The organism is Haloarcula limicola (assembly GCF_010119205.1).
GTDB classification, from domain to species: domain Archaea; phylum Halobacteriota; class Halobacteria; order Halobacteriales; family Haloarculaceae; genus Haloarcula; species Haloarcula limicola.
In genome coordinates this window covers 1,418,859-1,438,483 of record NZ_WRXM01000001.1, presented here as the reverse complement: position 1 = coordinate 1,438,483, position 19,625 = coordinate 1,418,859, and the positions used below count along the sequence as shown (strand labels likewise).

At 67.4% G+C, this 19,625-nt stretch carries 24 protein-coding genes; 12 read left to right on the top strand and 12 right to left on the bottom strand.

Annotated features, from left to right (window positions below):
* Positions 1-44: 44 nt before the first annotated feature.
* The 3 genes from GO488_RS07365 to GO488_RS07355 all read right to left on the bottom strand — a co-directional run bounded on the left by GO488_RS07365 (position 45) and on the right by GO488_RS07355 (position 2,748).
* Positions 45-449, bottom strand: a complete 405-nt coding sequence (locus GO488_RS07365; protein WP_162317122.1) for a DUF7522 family protein — start codon at positions 447-449, stop codon at positions 45-47.
* 160 nt (positions 450-609) lie between these two features.
* Positions 610-2,448, bottom strand: coding sequence for a ribosome biogenesis/translation initiation ATPase RLI (locus GO488_RS07360; RefSeq protein WP_162317121.1), 1,839 nt, complete (start codon positions 2,446-2,448; stop codon positions 610-612).
* A gap of 3 nt (positions 2,449-2,451) precedes the next feature.
* A complete protein-coding gene (locus GO488_RS07355; protein ID WP_164509623.1) occupies positions 2,452-2,748 on the bottom strand; it encodes an EMC6-like membrane protein in 297 nt (98 codons plus the stop codon).
* Between the two features lie 173 nt (positions 2,749-2,921).
* Between GO488_RS07355 and GO488_RS07350 the strand changes: the two genes are divergently transcribed.
* Positions 2,922-3,188, top strand: a complete 267-nt coding sequence (locus GO488_RS07350) for a MarR family transcriptional regulator (RefSeq protein WP_135306228.1) — start codon at positions 2,922-2,924, stop codon at positions 3,186-3,188.
* Between the two features lies 1 nt (position 3,189).
* Here the strand turns inward: GO488_RS07350 and GO488_RS20065 are convergent, their stop codons facing one another.
* The 9 genes from GO488_RS20065 to nikR form a co-directional block, all read right to left on the bottom strand.
* Entirely contained in the window at positions 3,190-3,324 is a 135-nt protein-coding gene (locus GO488_RS20065; RefSeq protein ID WP_277814707.1) for a hypothetical protein, read from the bottom strand.
* 5 nt (positions 3,325-3,329) lie between these two features.
* Positions 3,330-3,497: a hypothetical protein gene (locus GO488_RS07345; protein ID WP_162317120.1), complete on the bottom strand. Its 168-nt coding sequence runs from the start codon at positions 3,495-3,497 to the stop codon at positions 3,330-3,332.
* Between the two features lie 276 nt (positions 3,498-3,773).
* The gene (locus GO488_RS07340; RefSeq protein WP_162317119.1) at positions 3,774-5,654 is read right to left on the bottom strand and encodes a PINc/VapC family ATPase; all 1,881 of its coding nucleotides are present in this window, start codon (positions 5,652-5,654) and stop codon (positions 3,774-3,776) included.
* 64 nt (positions 5,655-5,718) lie between these two features.
* On the bottom strand, positions 5,719-6,423 hold the full coding sequence (locus GO488_RS07335; protein ID WP_162317118.1) for an ABC transporter ATP-binding protein: 705 nt from the start codon (positions 6,421-6,423) through the stop codon (positions 5,719-5,721).
* On the bottom strand, positions 6,420-7,211 hold the full coding sequence (locus GO488_RS07330; RefSeq protein WP_162317117.1) for an ABC transporter ATP-binding protein: 792 nt from the start codon (positions 7,209-7,211) through the stop codon (positions 6,420-6,422). The genes GO488_RS07335 and GO488_RS07330 overlap by 4 nt, the downstream gene beginning before the upstream one ends.
* On the bottom strand, positions 7,208-8,362 hold the full coding sequence (locus GO488_RS07325; protein ID WP_162317116.1) for an ABC transporter permease subunit: 1,155 nt from the start codon (positions 8,360-8,362) through the stop codon (positions 7,208-7,210). Before GO488_RS07325 ends, GO488_RS07330 begins: the two co-directional genes overlap by 4 nt.
* The gene (locus tag GO488_RS07320) at positions 8,363-9,250 is read right to left on the bottom strand and encodes an ABC transporter permease subunit (protein WP_162317115.1); all 888 of its coding nucleotides are present in this window, start codon (positions 9,248-9,250) and stop codon (positions 8,363-8,365) included.
* Between the two features lies 1 nt (position 9,251).
* Positions 9,252-10,562 carry an urea ABC transporter substrate-binding protein gene (locus GO488_RS07315; RefSeq protein WP_162317114.1) on the bottom strand — a complete coding sequence of 437 codons (1,311 nt, stop codon included), beginning with the start codon at positions 10,560-10,562 and terminating at the stop codon, positions 9,252-9,254.
* Positions 10,563-10,892: 330 nt separating this feature from the next.
* Complete coding sequence (gene nikR, locus GO488_RS07310) at positions 10,893-11,303, bottom strand: nickel-responsive transcriptional regulator NikR (RefSeq protein WP_162317113.1); 411 nt, start codon at positions 11,301-11,303, stop codon at positions 10,893-10,895.
* Positions 11,304-11,409: 106 nt separating this feature from the next.
* Here nikR and GO488_RS07305 point away from each other — a divergent pair, with 106 nt between their 5' ends.
* From GO488_RS07305 to GO488_RS07255, 11 genes are all read left to right on the top strand, one after another.
* Positions 11,410-12,048: an energy-coupling factor ABC transporter permease gene (locus GO488_RS07305; protein ID WP_162317112.1), complete on the top strand. Its 639-nt coding sequence runs from the start codon at positions 11,410-11,412 to the stop codon at positions 12,046-12,048.
* A complete protein-coding gene (locus GO488_RS07300; protein ID WP_162317111.1) occupies positions 12,048-12,353 on the top strand; it encodes a PDGLE domain-containing protein in 306 nt (101 codons plus the stop codon). The genes GO488_RS07305 and GO488_RS07300 overlap by 1 nt, the downstream gene beginning before the upstream one ends.
* Positions 12,340-13,134: a cobalt ECF transporter T component CbiQ gene (cbiQ, locus tag GO488_RS07295; RefSeq protein ID WP_162317110.1), complete on the top strand. Its 795-nt coding sequence runs from the start codon at positions 12,340-12,342 to the stop codon at positions 13,132-13,134. The genes GO488_RS07300 and cbiQ overlap by 14 nt, the downstream gene beginning before the upstream one ends.
* A complete protein-coding gene (locus GO488_RS07290; protein WP_162317109.1) occupies positions 13,131-13,970 on the top strand; it encodes an energy-coupling factor ABC transporter ATP-binding protein in 840 nt (279 codons plus the stop codon). The genes cbiQ and GO488_RS07290 overlap by 4 nt, the downstream gene beginning before the upstream one ends.
* 165 nt (positions 13,971-14,135) lie before the next feature.
* Positions 14,136-14,591: an urease subunit beta gene (locus tag GO488_RS07285; RefSeq protein ID WP_162317108.1), complete on the top strand. Its 456-nt coding sequence runs from the start codon at positions 14,136-14,138 to the stop codon at positions 14,589-14,591.
* Positions 14,588-16,294: an urease subunit alpha gene (gene ureC / locus GO488_RS07280; protein ID WP_162317107.1), complete on the top strand. Its 1,707-nt coding sequence runs from the start codon at positions 14,588-14,590 to the stop codon at positions 16,292-16,294. The genes GO488_RS07285 and ureC overlap by 4 nt, the downstream gene beginning before the upstream one ends.
* The gene (locus GO488_RS07275; protein WP_241692909.1) at positions 16,291-16,683 is read left to right on the top strand and encodes an urease subunit gamma; all 393 of its coding nucleotides are present in this window, start codon (positions 16,291-16,293) and stop codon (positions 16,681-16,683) included. The genes ureC and GO488_RS07275 overlap by 4 nt, the downstream gene beginning before the upstream one ends.
* Positions 16,680-17,303: an urease accessory protein UreG gene (gene ureG / locus GO488_RS07270; RefSeq protein WP_162317106.1), complete on the top strand. Its 624-nt coding sequence runs from the start codon at positions 16,680-16,682 to the stop codon at positions 17,301-17,303. The genes GO488_RS07275 and ureG overlap by 4 nt, the downstream gene beginning before the upstream one ends.
* Positions 17,303-18,229, top strand: coding sequence for an urease accessory protein UreD (gene ureD / locus GO488_RS07265; RefSeq protein ID WP_162317105.1), 927 nt, complete (start codon positions 17,303-17,305; stop codon positions 18,227-18,229). The genes ureG and ureD overlap by 1 nt, the downstream gene beginning before the upstream one ends.
* Positions 18,229-18,834 (top strand): urease accessory protein UreE, encoded by a 606-nt coding sequence (locus tag GO488_RS07260; protein ID WP_162317104.1) that lies wholly within the window; start codon positions 18,229-18,231, stop codon positions 18,832-18,834. The genes ureD and GO488_RS07260 overlap by 1 nt, the downstream gene beginning before the upstream one ends.
* Positions 18,831-19,520 carry an urease accessory protein UreF gene (locus GO488_RS07255; protein WP_162317103.1) on the top strand — a complete coding sequence of 230 codons (690 nt, stop codon included), beginning with the start codon at positions 18,831-18,833 and terminating at the stop codon, positions 19,518-19,520. Before GO488_RS07260 ends, GO488_RS07255 begins: the two co-directional genes overlap by 4 nt.
* The last annotated feature ends 105 nt before the right edge of the window (positions 19,521-19,625 follow it).

The window sequence follows — 19,625 nt, the reverse complement described above, 5'->3', positions numbered from 1 at the left end:
AGCGCTCGGCAGCGACTGCTATCTACCGACGCGACGACCACCGTTTATTCGACGAGTTCCGCCGCTTCGAGACAGTTACCGATGAACGTCCCCTCCTCGACGAACGCGGTCGGCTCGATCCCGACGGCGACGCCCTCGCCGTCGGCGATACAGAAGTGCATCTCGACGCCGTCTTCGTAGCATTCCACGGTACACCGGAGGTCACCGTGGGGGTACAGGTCTTCCTTGATGGGTCGCGCGAACGACTCCATCGAGAGTTCGTCTACGACGTCCTCTATTTCCGCTTCGGTGTACGCGGCCGCCACGTCGCTCCGAGCGTAGAGTACGTCGTGGTCTCCCTTGTCGTACCAGATGACGCTCCGGAGTCGGTTACCGAGGCTGTCTTGGAGGTGGGCGGTGAGTTCTTTTGCCCCGTCGGGGATCGGCTTCGTGGGACCAGAACCTGTCACAGACCTGAATATGACCGCACACTTACTTAATATATTTTGTATATTTGGGTCGTACGTGGTTAAATTGTAGGCGGGAGTACGTGGACTGTATCTAGTAACTAAATGGTAACCGCTCGACGAATCACTACCGTCGCTAACTACGGAGAAGAGGCGGTAGCGTTCAGCTCTCGTCGGGGGAGTAGTAGTACTCGCCCGAGTTCTTCTGCTCGCGGTCGAGTTGGGACCCCGGCTTGTTGATGCGCGGTCGAGACGTTCGCTCGTCGCGGCGGAACGTGATGTCGAGGTTCGAGAGGAACTCGTTCATCCCCTCGCGCATGCCCTGCGGCGGGGTCGCGTACCCGTGTTTCGCGGGTTCGCCCTCGAAGACGAGCAGGCGGTCGGCGAGCAAGTCGATCATGTAGATGTCGTGGTCGATGACCATCGCCGTCGCGTCGTGGTTCTCGGCGTACCGGCGGATGGCCGAGGTGGCGAGCACCCGCTGTTCGACGTCGAGGTGCGCCGACGGTTCGTCGAGTAAGTAGAGGTCCGCGTCCTTCGAGAGGCAGGCCGCGATGGCGACGCGCTGGCGCTCCCCGCCCGAGAGGTCGGTGAGTTGCTGCTCCATCACGGCGTCGAGCTGGAGCGGCTGGGCGATCTCGGTGTCCCAGTAGGAGGTGCCGAAGTCGTCCGTGATCGAGGAGAGGAAGGCGTCGACGCGCATCGGCTGGTCGATCTCGATGTATTGGGGCTTGTAGGCGATGTCGAGGTCGGACTCGACGCTCCCCTCGCTCGGTTCGAGCCGGCCGGCGAGCATCTTCGCGAACGTGGACTTTCCGATGCCGTTCGGGCCGACCACGCCGAGGACCTCGCTCTCGCGGATGGTGCCCGCGTCCACGTCGAGGGAGAACTCCCCGTCGCCGTAGCTCTTGGTGAGGTCGGGGTACTCGATGACCACGTCGCCGGTGGAGGCCGTTCGAGGCGCGTGTTCCTCGAACTCGATCTCCGTCTGGCGGATGCGCATGTTCTCGTTCTCCAGATACCCCGAGAGGTACTCGTTGATGCCGTTCTTCGTGGACTTCGGCGAGGTGATGATACCGAACGCGCCGGGGGACCCGTAGGCGACGTTGATGTTGTCCGCGAGCAGGTCGAGGATGGCGAGGTCGTGCTCGACGACGAGCATCGAGCGGTCGCCCTCCTCGGCGAGCTCTCGAATCAGCCGCGCGGCGGTCATCCGCTGGCCGATGTCCAGATACGGCGTGATCTCGTCGAGGAAGTAGAAGTCGGCGTCGCGAGCCAGCGTCGCCACCAGCGCCACGCGCTGGAGTTCGCCGCCCGAGAGGTCGTCGAGATTACTGTCGACGACCGGGCCGATATCGGTGCGGTCGATGAGGTAGTCGAGTTCGCCGCGCTCGTCGGTCTGTTCGAGCAGCTCGCGCGCCTTCCCGTCGAACTGGTCGGGGATGCGGTCGACGTACTGCGGTTTGCGGGCCACGTCGACGTCGCCGTCGCGCAGCTGTTCGAGGTAGTCCTGCAGCGCGGTCCCGCGGTACTCGTCTAACACCTGGTCCCAGCCGACCTGTTCGCCGTAGCGACCGAGGTTCGGCGACATCTCGTCGGCGAGGATGCGGACAGCCGTCGTCTTCCCGATACCGTTCGGGCCGAGGATCCCCGTCACCTGTCCCTCCTGGGGCGCTGGCAGTCCGTACAGCGCGAAGGCGTTCTCGCCGTAGCGGTGGACGGGTTCGTCGTTCAGTTCCTGCGGGAGGTTGATGATCTCGATGGCGTCGAACGGGCACTTGTTGACGCAGATACCGCAGGACTCGCCCAGACAGATCTCCTCGGAGATCCGTACCTGGTCGGGTTTCCCGTCGAACTCCTCGTCCTCCTCGTGTTCGTCGCCGCGCTTGACGATGCACTCCTTCCCGCTCCGGTTGGGCGGGCAGTAGTTCATGCACTCGTAGTTACAGCGGTCGGGCTGACACCGTTCTAAGTCGACGACCGCGATGCTGTCCTCCGCCATCGATTACACCCCCGCGGTCAGCAGGATGCCCCACGAGACGAACCAGAGCGCGAAGGTCATGAACGCGACGTAGAGGACGTCCTTCGTCGAGAGGTCGTCCGGACCGATGCCGATGACCCGAAGTATCGGGAACTGTGCGAGGACGGCGACTGCGACGACGACGATGCCGGTGACGTCGCCGGGACCCGTCGCCACGGCGTCCGAGACCAACGCCGCCGCGATCCCCGCGACCGCCGTTATCGTCGTGACAGTGAGTCCCCGCATATGGGAACTCATACCGCCCGCCGTTTCCGTTGCCATACCGAATACTGAACTACCCGTCACCAAAAGGGACGCGGTTCCAGTACCCCACGTCGGCCCGTGACGGCGGCGGGACGGACGTCGATAGCGAACGGAGCGCCGTTTCCCGTGAACGCCCGTCTGGCGAACTGACTCCTCAATCTTTATGCATCCGGCGACATTCGTAACAGGTAATGACGGAATCCGATGGGGAGGCCATCGCAGACCTTCCACCGAGCGCGAAGCTCGTCTACAAGGTGCTGGAATACGACGGGCCGCTCACCCAGAAGGGCATCGTCGAGGAGTCGATGCTATCTGCACGCACGGTCCGCTACGCCCTCGAACGCCTCGACGAGGTCGGTGTCATCGAAGAGGACGTCTACTTCGCCGACGCCCGACAGAACCTCTACGAGATCACCGAACAGCCCGCAGAACAGGCCGACGCGGCCGTCTCCGACTGATTCAGCTGGCTTCTCTGACCGTCCAGCCGCAGGCCGGACAGTGGTCCCGCTCCTCGTCGAAGGTCAGCCGACAGAACGCACACTCGTAGGTCGGTTCGCGTCGGAGGCTTCCGCGGAGCCGCTGTCGGAGGCCCATCGTTCTCAGGCCAGTTCGCCGCAGGCGCGACAGCGTGCCCGGTCGGCGTGGGGATCGAACGCGAGCGCGATCTCCCGGCAGTGGCGACAGTACCTGTCGCCGTCGCGGGCCGAGCGGTGGCTGTCGGTGTCGAGATGGCGTTCCGAACCGGGGGTGGCATCGGGTAGGTCCATATCACGAGTAACACTGCAGCAGCACTAAATAGCTATGGGCGAACGTCGTATAGATACCTTATATAGTGCTACATAATACAACTGATGGCCAATATTTGGCCCGAACGTCAATTTCTGTCTACTGATTGTTGACGCACGTGCTTTCGAGACGCGCGTCCGAAACGGTCACGAACGACGCCCTGGGGACAACCGTAGTCGTCACTTTCGAGTCGGAAACCCGACGAAAAGACCGCCTCGCCCGCGAACAGCGACGGCCGCCGCGGCCGGGCCGCTACGTTACGACGGGACGACGGTGATCGTCATGCCGCGGTCGATGGCTCGCTCCAGCTCCTCGGCGATGCCCGACCCGCGCGAGACCTGGATCTCGCCGCCGCGGGAGACCGTGGCGGTGAAGAGGTACTCGCCGTCGGCCTGCACTTCGACGGTGTCGCCCGCGTGCCCGTCGAGGGGGACGATGACGTGCCGTGAGGTGACCTCGGGTTGGACGATCTCGCCCTGCTGGCTGCCGCCACTGTCGGTCTGGGGGCCGCCGGAGGGGCCGGTGGGTTTCTCTTCGAGCGTCCGCACGTCGATGTCGATGCCCAGTCGGTTCTCCACGTCGGTGATGCGGCCGCCGCCCTTCCCGATGACCTGCGGGATATCGTCGTCTTCGACCCAGACGACGGCGTTGTTCGGCCCGCGGAGTTCGACGTCGACGTGGCCGCGGGCGATGGCGCGGATCTCGCGCTCGACCTCCTGCTTCGCGAGGCGGTCCACGCCGGAGTCCTGGTCGTCGTCGTCCTCGTTCAGCGGGACGGTGACGACCTGGCGGTTGAAGGTGTAGATCTCGTACTCGGGCTGGCCGGTCTCGAAGTCCCGGACGACGATGACCGGGCGCGCGAGGTCCTCCTCCATCAGCCCCTGCGGGACCTTGACCTCGGTCGTCACGTCGTAGACGGTGTGGACCTCGCCGGCCTCGATGTAGACGACGGTGTCGACGATCTGCGGGATGAGGCCCAACTCGACGCGGCCGATGAGCCGTTGGAGGGCGTCGACGGCCCGCGTCGCGTGGACGACGCCGACCATCCCGACGCCCGCGAGTCGCATGTCCGCAAAGACCTCGAAGTCGTCGGTCTTCCGGACCTCGTCGTAGATGGTGTAGTCCGGCCGGACCATCAACAGCGAGTCGGCGGTCTTCTCCATCGACCCGCCCAGCGCGGTGTACTGGGTGATGTCCGGGCCGACCTGCAGGTCCCGCGGCTTCTCCATCGTCTTGACCGCGTAGTCGGCGTCGACGAGGAACTCGCCGACCGCCTGTGCGAACGTCGACTTCCCGGCTCCGGGCGACCCCGAGATGAGGACGCCGCGCTGGTGCTCGGTGAAGCGCTCGCGCAGTTCGTCGGCGTGTTCGTAGTCGTCTAGCTCCGTCTTGACGATGGGTCGCACGGCCGTGATCTCGCGGGCGTCCGAGAACGGCGGTCGGGCGATGGCGATCCGCATGTCCTTGAACTGGACGATGCTCATGCCCGGCTCGTCGAGTTCGAGGAAGCCCTCGGGCGAGGAGCGGGCGGCCTCCTCGATGTCGTCGGCGTACTGCCGGAGCTCCTCCTCCGTGGCGAGGTCGTCCCGGATCGGTTGGTAGTGCATGTCGCCGATGGAGCCCTTCTTCGCGTAGGGCTTGACGCCGACCTTGAGGTGGACACTCATCGTCCCCTCGTCGAAGAAGTTCTCTATCTGGAGGCGGTCGATCGTCCGACCGCGCGGCTCGATGAACTCCACGTCGAGGCCCTTCGCGCGGGTGACCTCGGCCTGCACGTCGTCGCTCGTCACCAGCGTCGCCTCGCGGTTCTGGGCCACGTCGCGGATGAGCGCGTCGATCTCGCCCTCGCCGGCGTCGCGCTTCTCGACGGCGTCCGGTCGTCGGCCGACGTATTCGAGGTCGACGGTGCCGTCGTCGGCGAGGTCGACGAGTCGCTGGAGCTCTTCGAGCCCCTCCCAGCCGGTCTCTCGCCCGTCGTTGGCCTGTGCTTCGAGTTCGCCGACGACGGCTTCGGGGACGACGACCGTCGCGCCGGCGAAGCCCATGCCGTCCACGTCCGAATCCGGGTCGGCGTCGGCCTCTATCTGCTCGGACACGCGGCCGTCGATGACCACGCTCGTGTCCGGTACGATTTCCATACCCCGTGTTCGGGACGACCATTTAAAAGCGCGTCCGTCTCGAAAGAGGCGAAACGGCCGACGGTTACACCGCCAGATAGCTGGCGATCGCGTCCTCGTCGTCCAGTTGCGTTCCTTCGAGTTCGTCGACGATTTCCCCCCGCTCCATCGCGTAGCAGCGGTCGGCCATCTCGCGGATGACGCCGAGGTTCTGTTCGACGAAGAGGATGGTCGTGCCGAGTTCGTCGTTGATGGTGCGCATGTCGGCGCTGATCTGGTCGACGATGGAGGGCTGGACGCCCTCGCTCGGTTCGTCGAGCAAGAGCAAGTCGGGATTCGAGACGAGCGCGCGGGCGATGGCGAGCATCTGGCGCTCGCCGCCCGAGAGCGTCCCCGCGTCCTGACTCGCCCGCTCTTCGAGGACCGGGAAGAAGTCGTATATCTCGTCGTAGCGGTAGTCGTCGGAGCCGGCGTTGACGTGTTCGCCCATCTCGAGGTTCTGCTCGACGGAGAGGTCGGGGAAGACGTCCCGGCCCTGCGGGATGTACCCCATCCCGGCGCGGGCGCGCTGGTCCGCGCTACTGGTCGTGAGGTCGGTACCGTCGTAGGTTATCGTCCCCTGCCACGGTTCGAGGAGGCCGATGACCGTCTTCATCAGCGTCGTCTTCCCGACGCCGTTCTTGCCCATGACGCCGACGATCTCGCCGCGGTCGACGGAGAAATCCACGTCTCGCAGGATCGGCGTCGACTCGTAACCGACGGTCACCGAGGAGAGCGACAGGAGCGTCACTCCGCGTCACCTCCGAGGTAGATCCGCTGAACTTCCGGGTCGGCCTTTATCTCGTCGATGGTGCCCTCCCGGAACACCGACCCCTGATGGAGGACGGTCACCTGCTCGGAGATCCGCTCGACGAAGTCGGTGTCGTGTTCGATGACGATGAAGGCGATGCCCCGCTCCTCGTTGAGCGTCTCGATCCGCTCGGCGATGGCCCGTCGCTCCGCCGTCGAGAGCCCGGCGACCGGTTCGTCGAGCAGGAGGAGGTCGGGTTCCAGCGAGGCGGCCATCGCGATCTCCAGTTGCTGTTGCTGGCCGTGCGAGAGGTCGCCGGCGCGCGTCTCGCCCTCGCCGTCGAGACCGGCGGCCGAGAGCGACTCGTCGACGCGCCGGCGGCGGTCGTCGCCGCTCGCGAACCGCTGGACCGGGAGCCGCGCGTTCTCGCGGACGGTCAGTTCCTCGAAGACGCTCGGGACCTGGAACTTCATGCTGAGGCCGCGGTCGATGCGCTCGTGGGGGTCGTCGTCGGTGATGTCGGAGCCGTTGAAGTAGACGCTTCCCTCGGTCACGGGGTGCTGGCCCGTGATGAGCTTCATCAGCGTGCTCTTGCCCGCGCCGTTCGGGCCGATGAGACACCGTATCTCGCCGGCCTTCACGCCGAAGTCGACGTGGTCCGTCGCGGTGAAGCCGCCGAAGCGCTTGACCACGTCGTCGGTCTGCAACAGCGTCTCGGTGTTCGTCCCGGTCGCCAGTTGCGCGGCGGTCTCCCTGACGTTCGGGTCGCCGGATGCGCTCTCACTCATTCCCGGGCCACCTCCGGTCCGTTCTCGGCACCAGGGAGCCACCCGAGGAGAGTCCGCCTGAGCGTGTGTCTGACCCGTTCGGTCGCCCGCCGGCTCCCGTCGACGAGGCCGTGTCGGTCGAAGTAGCCGTAGACGCTCCGAACGCCCGGAACGGCCCCCTCCGGAAGCAGCAGGATCGAGACGATCATCAGGAGACCGACGCCGATCCGGGCCACTTCGGGGAACTGGACGGCGGCCGCGGTGCGGACCCACTCGATGGCGACGGCGGCGATGATCGGCCCGAGCAGCGTCTTCCGGCCGCCGACGCTGACCCAGACGACCGGGAGCGCCGCGGCGGCGGCGCTGAAGACCGTCTCGGGTGTGACCGAGTACGACTGGAACATGTAGAGGACGCCGCCCAGCCCGGCCAGCCCGCCGCCGATGGTGAAGACGACGAGCTTCCGGAACTTCACGTCGTAGCCGAACATCTCGGCGCGGTCCTCGTCCTCGCGGATCGCGACCATCACGCGGCCGAAGTCCGAGTTGACGAAGACGCGCAGGCCGAGGTACGTCGCCACGAGGAGCCCGGCGATGACGTAGTAGGTGAGCGGCTGGACGAGGGTGACCGTCACCGGCCCGGCACCGAGGACGACGTCCGAGATGCCGACCCCGGTGTCGCCCCCGAGGTTGACCGAGCCGACGAACACCTGGCTGGCGGTCGTCCCGTAGGTGTTCAACACGACGGTGACGACCAGCGTCGTGATCGTCACGTACACGTCGCGCACGCCGCCGTAGAACATGAAGTAGCCCAGCACGAGCGACGCGAGCGCGCCGAAGCCGACGGCGACGGCGGCCGCGGCCGTCGTCCCGAGCGGCGAGGCGAGGTTGCCGACGGTGACGGCGAAGGCGTACGCCGCGAGGCCGTAGAAGGCGTTCTGTCCGAAACTGAGTATCCCGGCGTACCCCCAGACGAACGCCAGCGACAGCGCGAGGAACGCGGCGACGAGATACCGCGATAGCTGGGTCGCCTGATAGATGCTCGTGAGCGACGGGTACGCGAACAGCGCCGCGGCGGCGACCGCGAGCGCGACCCAGAAGCCGCGGCCGCTCCCGACCGTGTTCGGCCCCTCGAAGCGCTCGCCGAGGCCGGCCAGCGCGTGGTCGTCGGCCATCTACGCCCCCTCCGCCGCGAGGCGGTCGCGGGCGCGCTCGACGAATCCGGTGATCCCGTCCTGGAAGAACCGGATGACGAACACCGTCACGACCAGCAGGACGATGCTCCCCATCGTCTGGTCGTAGAAGTACGTCACGCCGGCGTCGACGGCACCGAGTAGCCCGCCGGACAGTCCGGTTCCGAGGACGACCGACGGGCCACCGACCACGACGACGACGAAGGACTTGACCAGGTAGGTGCCGCCCATCGTCGGGTTGACCGAGACCAGCGGCGCGAGCAGCGCGCCGGTCAGCCCGGCCAGCGCCGAGCCGATCGCGAACGTCTGGCTGTAGACTCGCTCGGTCGTGACGCCCAGCGCGCGGGACATCTCTTCGTTCTGAATCGTCGCGCGGGCCCGGACGCCGTACGCCGTCTGCGTGAACAGCCAGTAGACGACCGCGAGGACGCCGACGGCCACCAGCGCGAGCGCGACCTTGTACAGCGACTGGGAGAACGCCCCGTAGGTAATGGTCCCGAAGGGCGTCGGGATCGACGGCTCGGAGGTCCCCCGCAGGACGAGCATCCCCTGTGACAGGACGAGACTGAGGCCCAGCGTGACGACCATGGAGTCGAACAGCCGCCCGTACGTCCGCTTGATGAGCAGGCGTTCGACGACGAATCCGAAGGCGGCCGTCACGACCACTGCGAGTCCCATCGACGCGAGCAGCGGGAGTCCGAGGTCGTGGTAGCCGAAGACGGTGGCGTACGCGCCGACCATGATGAACTCCCCGTGTGCGAGGTTGATGACGCCCATGATACCGAAGATGATGGCCAACCCCACGGCCGCGAGCACCAGCACCGAGAACTGCTGGAGGTACTGAAAGGCGAGGTTCAGCCCGTTGACCATCCTACTCGGCCTCCTCGAAGTAGTCTCGCGGGGTGTACTGCGTCTCCTCGTCCTCCTGCGTGAGGTCACAGCCGACCGTCTCCGAGAGGAACTTCTCGGGGATCTTCTCGTCTTTCACCGCTTCGACGTTGTGCTCGGCGTCGGCTTTCATGACCCACATGTGGTGGTCGACGTGGTGGGTCGCCCCGTCGAGTTCGATCGAGCCGCCCTCGGGCGCTTCCGGGGCGTGTTCCGGACCGAGGCTGATGCCGGATTCGAGCGCTTCCTTGACCTCCGGCTGCTCGAACGTGCCGGCCTGTTCGACGGCCTTCTTGTACATGTACGTCGAGAAGTAGTTCGTCTGGGCCTCCTCGTTGATGTACGGGGCGTCTGGGAACATCTCGTAGAACCGGTCGACGAAGCCGCCGTCTCTGGTGTTGCTCTCGCTCGGGATCTCCTCCATGTAGTTGACGCCCGCGTAGATGTTCTCCATCGCCGGCGGTTCGAGGCGGCGGTGCTCGTAGCCCTGTGCCATCGCCGTCGAGGTGCCGATGGGCACGTCCAGCCCGGCCGAGGCCTTCTGCTTGTAGAAGGCGGTGTGGTTCTTCCCGACGAGCATCGACATGACGAAGTCCGGGTCCGCCTCTTGGATGTTGTTGATCGTCGAACTGAACTGCGAGGTGTCGAGGCTGATGAACTCCTCGCCGATCACCTCGGCGTCGTTCTCGTCGGCGAGCACCTTCACCCAGTCCGCCGAGAGCTGACCGAAGTTGTAGTCGGCGGCGATGGTGTAGATCTTCGGCCCGTACTCCTCGCGCAGGTACGGCAGGACGCTGCCGAGCTGTTGGCGGGCGGTCGGCCCGACCGCGAAGACGTTCTTGTCACAGACGCCGCCCTCGTACTGGGTGGTGTAGAAGTAGAGCTGGTCCTGGCGGTCGACGATGGGGCGGATCGCCTCCCGCGTCGAGGACGCGTAGCCGGCCCACAGCGCGTCGACGCCGCGCTGTTGGATCATCTTCCGGGTGAGCTGTTTGTACCGGGAGTTGTCGGACTGGGGGTCCGGATCGAACAGCTCGATCTGCGCGCCGTCGATGCCGCCGTCGGCGTTGATCTCCTCGATGGCGAGCTTGCTGGCCTGCCACTTCGGGGTGCCGTTGAGCGCGAACGTGCCCGAGCGGTCCTCAAGGACGCCGATCTTGACCGTCTCGCCGCTGCTCTTTCCGTCAGTCGACGCGCCGCTCCCGCTGCTCTGTGAACAGCCGGCGAGCCCCGCGACGAGTGCGGCACCGCCAGCGGTGACGAAGCGCCGCCGACTAACGCCCTTCCGACTCACGCGAAATCACCCGAGTTAAGTTTACAATCAGAGCTAAATTCTGCGAGATATCCAGCTATCGTGTACGAACTACGCGAGATATGTGGGTATTCGTCCATCATCTGTTGACGTTCCTTCGATTTCCGAGATGGTAAATAAGGGTTTGCAATTCTATCTTATAGATGTCCAACCATCTACCCACGTGTATTAGGGTCTGAAAGGAGAAGGTGATTTTACCAGATATTCGTCCCAATATAGTGGATAATACGAGAAGATCAACTATCCAACTTCGAGAGGGGTCGGCGCGGCTGAAAGACTTCTGTAGACGGTTCGTTCGCGTCGCGCGGCCGACTACTGGCCGACGAGGACGACTTTCACCTGCTGGACGCCGCCGAGCGCGCGGAGGCGGTTGGCGAGTTCGGTGATGTCGCCGGCCGCCCCCTCGACGACGAGCGTCTCCATGCAGGTGTCGTGCGAGAGGTGGATGTGCTGGACGGAGGTGATGGCGTCGGCCATCTCGTGTTGGATGGTCTGGAGGTCGTCGGCGATGCCCGAGACGTGGTGGTCGTGAACGATGACGATCGTCCCGTGGTGCTGTTCGTCGCCGGCGGTCTCCCACTCGTAGTCGGCGAAAAAGTCCCGCAGCGAATCCCTGATCGCCTCGGAGCGACTGGCGTACTCCCAGTCGTCGACGATCCCGTCCAGCCGCTCGACCATCGCCGACGGCAGCGTCAGGCTGATCCGGTCGATGTCGTCGCTCATACCCCGGGCGTAGGCGAGTGGGGGTAATATGCGTGGCTACCGTCGGACCGACAGTAATACTGCGCGATGAGAAAGTATTATCCCGGCCGGGCGGGGACGCAGTGACATGCACATTCCAGACGGGTACGTCGACCTGTCCCTCGCGCTGCTGTTCGGCGCGCTCTCCGCCGCGGTGCTCGGTTACGCCGCCAAGCGGATAGACGGGGAGATCTCCGACGCCCGCGCGCCGCTCGTCGGCGTCGTCGCCGCCGGCGTCTTCGCTGCCCAGATGCTCAACTGGCCCATCCCGGGCGGGACGAGCGCTCACTTCGTCGGCGGCGCGTTCGCCGCCATCCTGCTGGGTCCACATCTCGGCGCGCTCTGCGTGGCCACCGTCGTGACGATCCAGGCCCTCGTCTTCGGCGACGGCGGCCTCGTCGTCCTCGGCGCGAACGTCTTCAACATGGCCATCGTCGAGGTGTACGTCGGCTACGCCGTCTATCGCGCGGTCGCGCCCTACGGCGAATTCCGCGCGGCCTTCGCCGCCGGCTGGCTCGGTATCACCGCCGGCGCGCTCTCGGCCGGCCTCCAGCTCGGCCTCTCGTCGGCGTTCGAGTACCAGTTGCTCACCACGCTGGCCATCATGGGCGTCGGCCACCTCGTCCTCGGCCTCGTCGAAGGTGCGATCACGGCCGCCGTCTATCGGTATCTCGCCGACGCTCGGCCGGACCTCCGACCGACCGCCGCGGGGGAGGCGAGCGTCTGATGGCCCCCGACTGGCTCCCGCGTGCTCTCGCGGCGCTGCTCGTCCTCACGCTGCTGGCTCCGGTGTTCGGGTGGGCGGCCGGCGCGGTCGGCTACGCCGAGCCGCTCGAGAACGCCGCCGAAGCGACCGGCGCGACCGACCACGCCGAATCGAGCGGCGTCGCACCGCTCCCCGACTACGGCGTCCCCGGCCTCGGTGGCGCGAGCGGGACCCTCGTCTCGGCGATCGTCGGGACGGCGCTGACGCTGCTCGCGGCGGCCGGTCTCGGTCGGCTGCTCGGTACCGACTCCGATGGCGCGCACTGACCTGCTGGACCGCACCGTCGCGGCGATCGCGGCCCGGGCCCGCTGGTTCTTGCTCGCCGAGGACGTGCCCGAACGGTCCGGCTTCCTGCAGGCCGTCGCGCCGAGCGTCAAGTTGGTCGGCGTCGTCGCCCTCGTCGCGTTCACCGTCACCCGGCGCGACCTGCAGAGCGTCGCCCTCCTCGCGGGGGTGGCCGCCGCGCTCGCGCTCCTCTCTCGGGTCCCCGCGCGCACGTTTCTCGGGCGAGCGACCGGGCCGGCCGCGTTCGCGGTGGTCGTCGTCGCCCCGCAGGCTGTCCTGATGGACGGTCCGACGTTCGCGGGGACGCCGCTGTCGGCCCCCGGGGTCGAGTACGTCGCGGTCTTCGCCGTTCGCGTGGCCGCCTGCGTCGCCTTCCTCTCGGTCCTCCTGCTGACGACGCGCTTTTCGGACCTGTTGGCCGCGCTCCGCCGCCTGCGCGCCCCGACCATCGCCGTCTCGCTGCTGGCGATCACCTACCGGTATCTGCTGCTGTTCTTCGCGGAACTCGAACGGATGGTCCGCGCGCGGCGGGGCCGCACGCTCGCGGAGCCGGATCTACGCCGCACGTGGCGCGACTCGGGGAACTTCGTCGGCACGTTTCTCCTGCGGAGCCTCGAACGCGGCGAGGGGGTCCAGCGGGCCGCCCGCGCCCGCGGCGGAACGGGCGCGACGCCGACCCGCTCTCGCGGTTCGCTCGGCGCGGCCGACGCCGGATTCGCGCTGGTCGTCCTCGCCGCCGTCGCCGGGGTGAGCCTCGCGTGACCGCTATCGAGGCGACGGGTCTGCGGTACGCCTATCCGGACGGGACGCTCGCCGTCGACGGCGTCGACGTGACGATCGACGCGGGCGAGCGGGTCGCGCTGCTCGGCCCGAACGGCGCGGGCAAGAGCACGCTCCTCCAGTTGCTCGGCGGCCTCGTCGAACCGGACGCCGGGACGGTCCGGTACTTCGGGGAGACGACCGACGCCGACTCGGTCCGGGAGCGCCTGAGCGTCCTCACGCAGGACCCCGCCGAGTACCTGTTCAACCCCACCGTCAGAGAGGATCTCGCATACGGCCCGGCCCAGCAGGACCTTCCGCGAGCCGAGGTCGAGCGCCGCGTCGCGAGACTCGCTGACCGACTCGACCTCGACGGACTGCTCTCGAAGCCGCCGTTCCGACTCAGCGGCGGCGAGCAGCGCCGCGCGGCGCTTGCGAGCGCGCTCACCGTCGAACCGGACGCGCTCTTGCTCGACGAGCCGGTGAGCAACGTCGACGCCGCTAACCGCGCCGAGATCCTCTCGCTGCTCGACGAGCTCTCGGCCGAAGGCGGCCCCGCGAGCGAAGCGAGTGGGGGATCGTCGGAGCGCCGCTCCGACGGCGTCACGCTGGTCACGTCCACGCCGGAGACGGAACTCGTCCCGCACGTCGCCGACCGCGTGATTCTGCTCGATTCCGCCGGCGAGGTGGCCGCCCGCGGCCCGACCCGCGAGATACTGACCGACGTCGATCTGTTGACCGACTGCGACCTTCGCCCGCCGCAGGTCGTCCGCCTGTTCGAGGGGCGAGAGGACGTGCCCTTGACGGTTGCCGAGGCGCGCGCCCGACTCGACGGGTGACGTTGGACGCTCGTCCAGTCGAACGAGCGTCACCGTGACGAAGTGGCTAAAATACCGCACCGAGTGGCGCTATTTGCGCCGAGAGGAAGTTGCTTATCACGGCTGTCCAAACCAAAAGCCATATGCTGGACAAACAGTCGAAAATAGCGCCGGGAGAGGTGCGACATGGCTGAAGACCTCGTTCCCGGCGAAGTGATACCCGAAGCGGGAACGCTGACGCTGAACGAGGGACGCGAGACGGCCGCGGTGACCGTCGGCAACACCGGCGACCGGCCGGTGCAGGTCGGGTCGCACTTCCACTTCTTCGAGGCCAACGCCGCCCTCGCGTTCGACCGCGAGGCGGCTTTCGGGATGCGCCTGAACATCCCCGCGGGCACCGCCGTCCGGTTCGAACCGGGCGACGAGCAGACGGTCGACCTCGTCGCCATCGGCGGTAAGCGCGTCGCTCACGGGATGAACGGGATGGTCAACGGAAGTGTGGACGGCGACCCGAGCGAGGCGATCGAGCGGCTGCGAGACGCCGGTTTCGGGGATAGCGAGGCGCGCTCGGAGAGCGGGCCTCGGGACAGCGAGCGGGGAGGAACGACCCGCGAGCAGGACGACGAGGGGGACGCGGAGTGACCCGCGACATCGACCGCGACGCCTACGCCGAGCTCTACGGGCCAAGCGAGGGGGACAAAGTCCGACTCGGCGATACGGAACTGTTCGCGAAAGTCGAGAGAGACCTCCGGACGCACGGCGACGAGGCGGTCTTCGGCGGCGGGAAGACGATTCGGGACGGCCTCGGGATGGCCCCCGGCGTCACGCAGGCGGAGGGCGCGCTCGACTGGGTGCTGACGAACGCGACGATAATCGATCCCGTGGTGGGTATCGTCGCGGCCGACATCGGCATCCGGAACGGCGAGATCGCGGGCATCGGGAAGGCGGGGAACCCCGACACGATGGACGGCGTCGACATGGTCGTCGGCCCGTCGACGGACGTCTACCCCTGCGAGGGAAAAATTGCGACCGCCGGGGCGCTGGACATCCACGTCCACTGGAACTCGGCGCAACTGCACGAACACGCGCTCTCTTCGGGCGTGACGACGATGCTCGGCGGCGGCTACGGCGGCGGCGCGACGACGTGTACGACCGGACCGGAGAACGTCAAACGGTTCCTGCAGGCCGCCGAGGCGTGGCCGGTCAACGTCGGCTTCTACGGCAAGGGCAACGCCTCGGACCCCGAACCGCTGCGCGAGCAGATCGAGGCGGGGGCGTGTACGCTGAAACTCCACGAGGACTGGGGGTCGATGCCCGACGCTATCGACACCTGCCTCGACGTGGCCGAGGAGGAGGACGTGCAGGTCTGCATGCACACGGACACGCTCAACGAGGCCGGCTTCGTCGAGAACACCTTCGCCGCCGTCGACGGGCGGACGATGCACCTCTTCCACATCGAGGGCGCGGGTGGGGGCCACGCGCCGGACATCATGGAGATGGTCGGCGAGCCGAACATGCTCCCCTCCTCGACGAACCCCTCGATGCCCTACACCGACAACACGTTCGACGAGCACCTGGACATGGTGATGGTCTGCCATCACCTCAATCCCGACGTGCCCGAGGACGTGGCCTTCGCCGAGTCGCGCGTGCGCGCGGAGACCATCGCCGCCGAGGACGTGCTCCACGACATGGGGGCCATCTCGATGATGACGACGGACTCGCAGGCGATGGGCCGGATGGGCGAACTCGTCTCTCGCACCTGCCAGACGGCCTCGAAGATGAAGTCCCAGCGCGGCCCCCTCCCCGAGGACGAGGGCACCGACGCGGACAACCACCGTATCAAACGCTACGTCTCGAAGTACACCGTCAACCCCGCCATCTCGGCGGGCATCGAGAGGTACGTCGGGACGCTCGAACCCGGCAAACTCGCCGACGTGGTGCTGTGGGACCCCGCCTTCTTCGGCGTCAAGCCCGCGATGACGTTCAAGGGCGGCTTCCCGGTCCACTCGGAGATGGGCGAGGCCAACGGGTCGCTGATGACCTGTGAACCCATCCTCCAGCGCGAACGCGCGGGAGCCGTCGGCAAGGCCAAACACGCCCTCTCGCTGTCGTTCGTCTCCCCTGCGGCCGCCGAACGCGGCGTCGGCGAGGAGTACGGCCTCGACACCCCGGTCGTCCCCGTCGAGGGCACGCGAACGCCCGGCAAGGACGACATGGTCTACAACGACTACTGCCCCGACGATATCGAAGTCGACCCGGAGACGTTCGAAGTCCGGGTCGACGGCGAACACGTCACTTGCGAACCGTCTTCGGAACTGCCACTCGCACAGCGGTACATGCTATGAAACTCACAGCCAAAGAGCAGGAACGACTCACGGTCTTCACCGCCGCAGAGGTCGCGCGACGCCGCAAGGACCGCGGCGTCCCGCTGAACCACCCCGAGGCCGTCGCCTACATCAGCGACTGGTGCATCGAACGGGGCCGCGACGGGGAGTCGGTCGCCGAGATCCGCGCTGGCGCGTCCCAACTCTTGGGTCGCGAGGACGTCATGGAGGGGGTCCCCGAGATGATCGGCATGATTCAGGTCGAACCGGTGTTCCCCGACGGGACGAAGCTCGTCACCGTTCACGACCCGATTCGCTCCGACAGCGTCGGCGGACTGGACGGGGACGGAGAGACCGGCAGCGAGGAGGCAGAGGACGAGGAGACAGAGAACGAGGAGGTCGCCGAATGAGCCTGACTCACCGCGACGTGGCGACGGTCGGGATCGGCGGCCCGGTCGGGTCGGGCAAGACCTCGCTGCTGACGGAGATCGTCCCGCAACTCCGCGAGGACGGCCTCGACGTGGGCGTCATCGCCAACGACATCCTCACGCAGGAGGACGCCGAGCGCCTGCGCGAGCGGTTCGCCGGCGTCGTCCCCGAGGACCTCGTCGCGGGCGTCGAGACGGGGGCGTGTCCCCACACCGGCATCCGCGAGGACCCGTCGATGAACCTCCAGCAGATAGACGCTTTCCTCGCGGAGCACCCGGAGCTGGACCTCGTGCTGATCGAGAGCGGCGGCGACAACCTCGCGGCGACGTTCAACCCCGAACTCGCCGACTACTCGCTGTACGTCATCAGCGTCGCGGAGGGCGACGACATCCCCCGAAAGCGCGGGCCCGGCGTGGTCGACTGCGACCTGCTGGTGATGAACAAGACCGACCTCGCACCCCACGTCGGCGCGGACCTCGACCTGATGGAACGCGACGCCCGCGAGGTCCGGGACGGACCGTTCGTCTTCACCGACTGCAAAGCGAAAGAGGGGATCGATGACGTGCTTCGACATCTCCACGAGGGAGTGTTGTTCGTCTGATGGCCACGGAGGTTTCCGAACCGGAAGCGAACACAGACGCTCCCCATCCTGCCTTCGAAGGCTACGCGGCCGAATCCCCCCCGCAGGCCGCCGTCGGCGCGCCGGGCAAGGACGGCGTACTGGAACTGACGTTCGCGCCGACGAGCGACGGGACGACGCTCGTTCGGGACTACGCGACGGTGCCCTTCCACATTTCGGGGACGCTCGCCCACGACCCCCACCCCGACGCGGCGACGGTGTTCGTCCAGTCGCCGACCGGCGGCGTCGCGCAGGGCGACCGCCACGACATCGCGATCTCCGTCGAGGGAGACGCGACCGCGCACGTCTCGACGCAGAGCTCGACGAAGGTGCAGTCGATGACGCACAACTACGCCGCCGCCGACGCGTCCCTCTCCGTCGGGCGGGGAGGCCATCTGGACTACGTACCGGAACCGACCATCCTCCACGCCGACGCCCGCTACTCGCAGGATCTGACGCTCTCGCTCGAGACAGGTGCGACGGCGGTTCTCGGCGATATCGTCGTCCCCGGTCGGCTCGCGCGCGGCGAGCGCTTCGAGTTCGAGCGGTATCTCTCTCGGGTCCGCGCCCAGGGACCGAACGGCTTGCTGTTCGAGGACGCGACCCACCTCGCGCCCGGTGAGTCTGACCCCACCGCGCCGGGGGTCCTCGGCGAGTTCACGGTCTACGGGTCGCTGTTCGTCGTCGCGCCCGAGAGCGATGCGGCCGAAACGAGCGACGACCTCCACGAGGCAGTCACCGACTGCGAGGCGCGAGCGGGCGCGACGGCCCTCCCCAACGGCGCGGGCGTCGCCGTCCGCGCACTGGGCGACCGCGCGGAGACGGTCCAGAGCACGCTCCACGCCGCGTGGGACCGCGCCCGCCGCGACCTTATCGATTCGCCCGCACCCTCCGGGAGGAAGTTCTGATGCGCGTCGCCGACAGCTACCTCGGCCACCGCGAGGACAGCGCCGTCACCGACCGACTGGCCGACGCCGACCCGCTTCGAGTCGTCCTCTCGGACACCGACCGGCGGCGCTCGCGCCTGCGCACCGAGACGACCGACGGCGAGGACATCGGCATCGTCGTCGCCCGCGACCTCGCCGACGGCGACGTGCTCGAAACCGACGACGGGGCGCTCGTCGAAGTCGAACTCGCCGCGATCGACGCGCTGGTCCTCGACTTCGCCGACGCCGACGTGTCTGCGACCACCGCGCTGGAGTTGGGCCACGCGCTCGGCAACCGTCACTGGGACCTCGCCGTCCGCGGCGAGGAGGCGCTGTTTCCGGTGCCCGACACCCGCGAACGGATGGACGCCGCCGTCGCGGACCTGCTCCCCGAGGGGGTCACGACCCGTTACGAGCGGGCACCCCCGACGACGTTCGACGACGGGGGCGACCGCCGGCACGGCGACGGACACGCACATGGCCACGGCGACCACACGCACTCGCACCCACACGGCTCTCACGACAGCGCTGACCACGAGCACGGCCACGCGCACGGCGTGCGTACCATCGACGGAGACGGCGAATGAGCGACGCGGCGACCCTCGAAGCGTTCCGTCTGGCCGACTCCTTCCTCCCGGTGGGAACCTACACCGTCTCCTACGGCCTCGAACAGTTCGTCGCCGACGACCGGGTGACCGACGCCGAGGACCTCCGCGTGCTCTTGGCGACGTATCTCAGACGGCAGGTCGGACCGGCCGAACTGGTGGCGCTGCGGGCCGCGCACGCCGCCGCGCGCGAGGGCGACGTAGACGCCATCTGTGCCGCCGATCGCCGACTCGCGGCGGTGACGCTGGCCGCGGAGTTCCGCGAGAGCGCGCAGAACTCCGGCGCTCGACTGCTCTCGCTCCAGCGCGACCTGCGCGACTCCGACATCTTCGAGCGGTACGCGGACGCCGCTGATACCGGGGACGCGCCGGGCAACTACGCCGTCGTCCTCGGCGCGGCGACCGGGCTGGCCGGGATCGACGCGCGAGCGGCGTGTCTGCTGTGTTGTCACGGGTTCGTGACCGGGCTGCTCGGCGCGGCCCAGCGCCTCCTCTCGCTGGGCCACACCGACGCCCAGCGGATTCTCGACGACCTGCGGCCGGTGATGACCGACGCCGTCGAGGACAGCGCCGACCGGACGCTTTCCGACATGACGCCGTTCGCGCCGCTGGTCGACGTGCTCGCGGCCGACCACGAACGGGCGCAGCGTCGCCTGTTCGTGAGCTGAACCGCCTCGATTGCTAGGTGCTATCACATCAAGCTACCGCGGTCGTGCGCGTCCGCCGCCCGAACAAGTTGGATATTTGATATTACCTGCGCCATCCACGGACGC

Coding starts and splice junctions, on each gene's coding strand:
- GO488_RS07360 (WP_162317121.1), bottom strand. CDS start 2,448: ATGGCGGAGGACAGCATCGCGGTCGTCGACTTAGAACGGTGTCAGCCC.
- GO488_RS07355 (WP_164509623.1), bottom strand. CDS start 2,748: ATGGCAACGGAAACGGCGGGCGGTATGAGTTCCCATATGCGGGGACTC.
- GO488_RS07350 (WP_135306228.1), top strand. CDS start 2,922: ATGACGGAATCCGATGGGGAGGCCATCGCAGACCTTCCACCGAGCGCG.
- GO488_RS20065 (WP_277814707.1), bottom strand. CDS start 3,324: ATGGGCCTCCGACAGCGGCTCCGCGGAAGCCTCCGACGCGAACCGACC.
- GO488_RS07345 (WP_162317120.1), bottom strand. CDS start 3,497: ATGGACCTACCCGATGCCACCCCCGGTTCGGAACGCCATCTCGACACC.
- GO488_RS07340 (WP_162317119.1), bottom strand. CDS start 5,654: ATGGAAATCGTACCGGACACGAGCGTGGTCATCGACGGCCGCGTGTCC.
- GO488_RS07330 (WP_162317117.1), bottom strand. CDS start 7,211: ATGAGTGAGAGCGCATCCGGCGACCCGAACGTCAGGGAGACCGCCGCG.
- GO488_RS07325 (WP_162317116.1), bottom strand. CDS start 8,362: ATGGCCGACGACCACGCGCTGGCCGGCCTCGGCGAGCGCTTCGAGGGG.
- GO488_RS07320 (WP_162317115.1), bottom strand. CDS start 9,250: ATGGTCAACGGGCTGAACCTCGCCTTTCAGTACCTCCAGCAGTTCTCG.
- nikR (WP_162317113.1), bottom strand. CDS start 11,303: ATGAGCGACGACATCGACCGGATCAGCCTGACGCTGCCGTCGGCGATG.
- GO488_RS07305 (WP_162317112.1), top strand. CDS start 11,410: ATGCACATTCCAGACGGGTACGTCGACCTGTCCCTCGCGCTGCTGTTC.
- GO488_RS07300 (WP_162317111.1), top strand. CDS start 12,048: ATGGCCCCCGACTGGCTCCCGCGTGCTCTCGCGGCGCTGCTCGTCCTC.
- cbiQ (WP_162317110.1), top strand. CDS start 12,340: ATGGCGCGCACTGACCTGCTGGACCGCACCGTCGCGGCGATCGCGGCC.
- GO488_RS07285 (WP_162317108.1), top strand. CDS start 14,136: ATGGCTGAAGACCTCGTTCCCGGCGAAGTGATACCCGAAGCGGGAACG.
- GO488_RS07275 (WP_241692909.1), top strand. CDS start 16,291: ATGAAACTCACAGCCAAAGAGCAGGAACGACTCACGGTCTTCACCGCC.
- ureG (WP_162317106.1), top strand. CDS start 16,680: ATGAGCCTGACTCACCGCGACGTGGCGACGGTCGGGATCGGCGGCCCG.
- ureD (WP_162317105.1), top strand. CDS start 17,303: ATGGCCACGGAGGTTTCCGAACCGGAAGCGAACACAGACGCTCCCCAT.
- GO488_RS07260 (WP_162317104.1), top strand. CDS start 18,229: ATGCGCGTCGCCGACAGCTACCTCGGCCACCGCGAGGACAGCGCCGTC.
- GO488_RS07255 (WP_162317103.1), top strand. CDS start 18,831: ATGAGCGACGCGGCGACCCTCGAAGCGTTCCGTCTGGCCGACTCCTTC.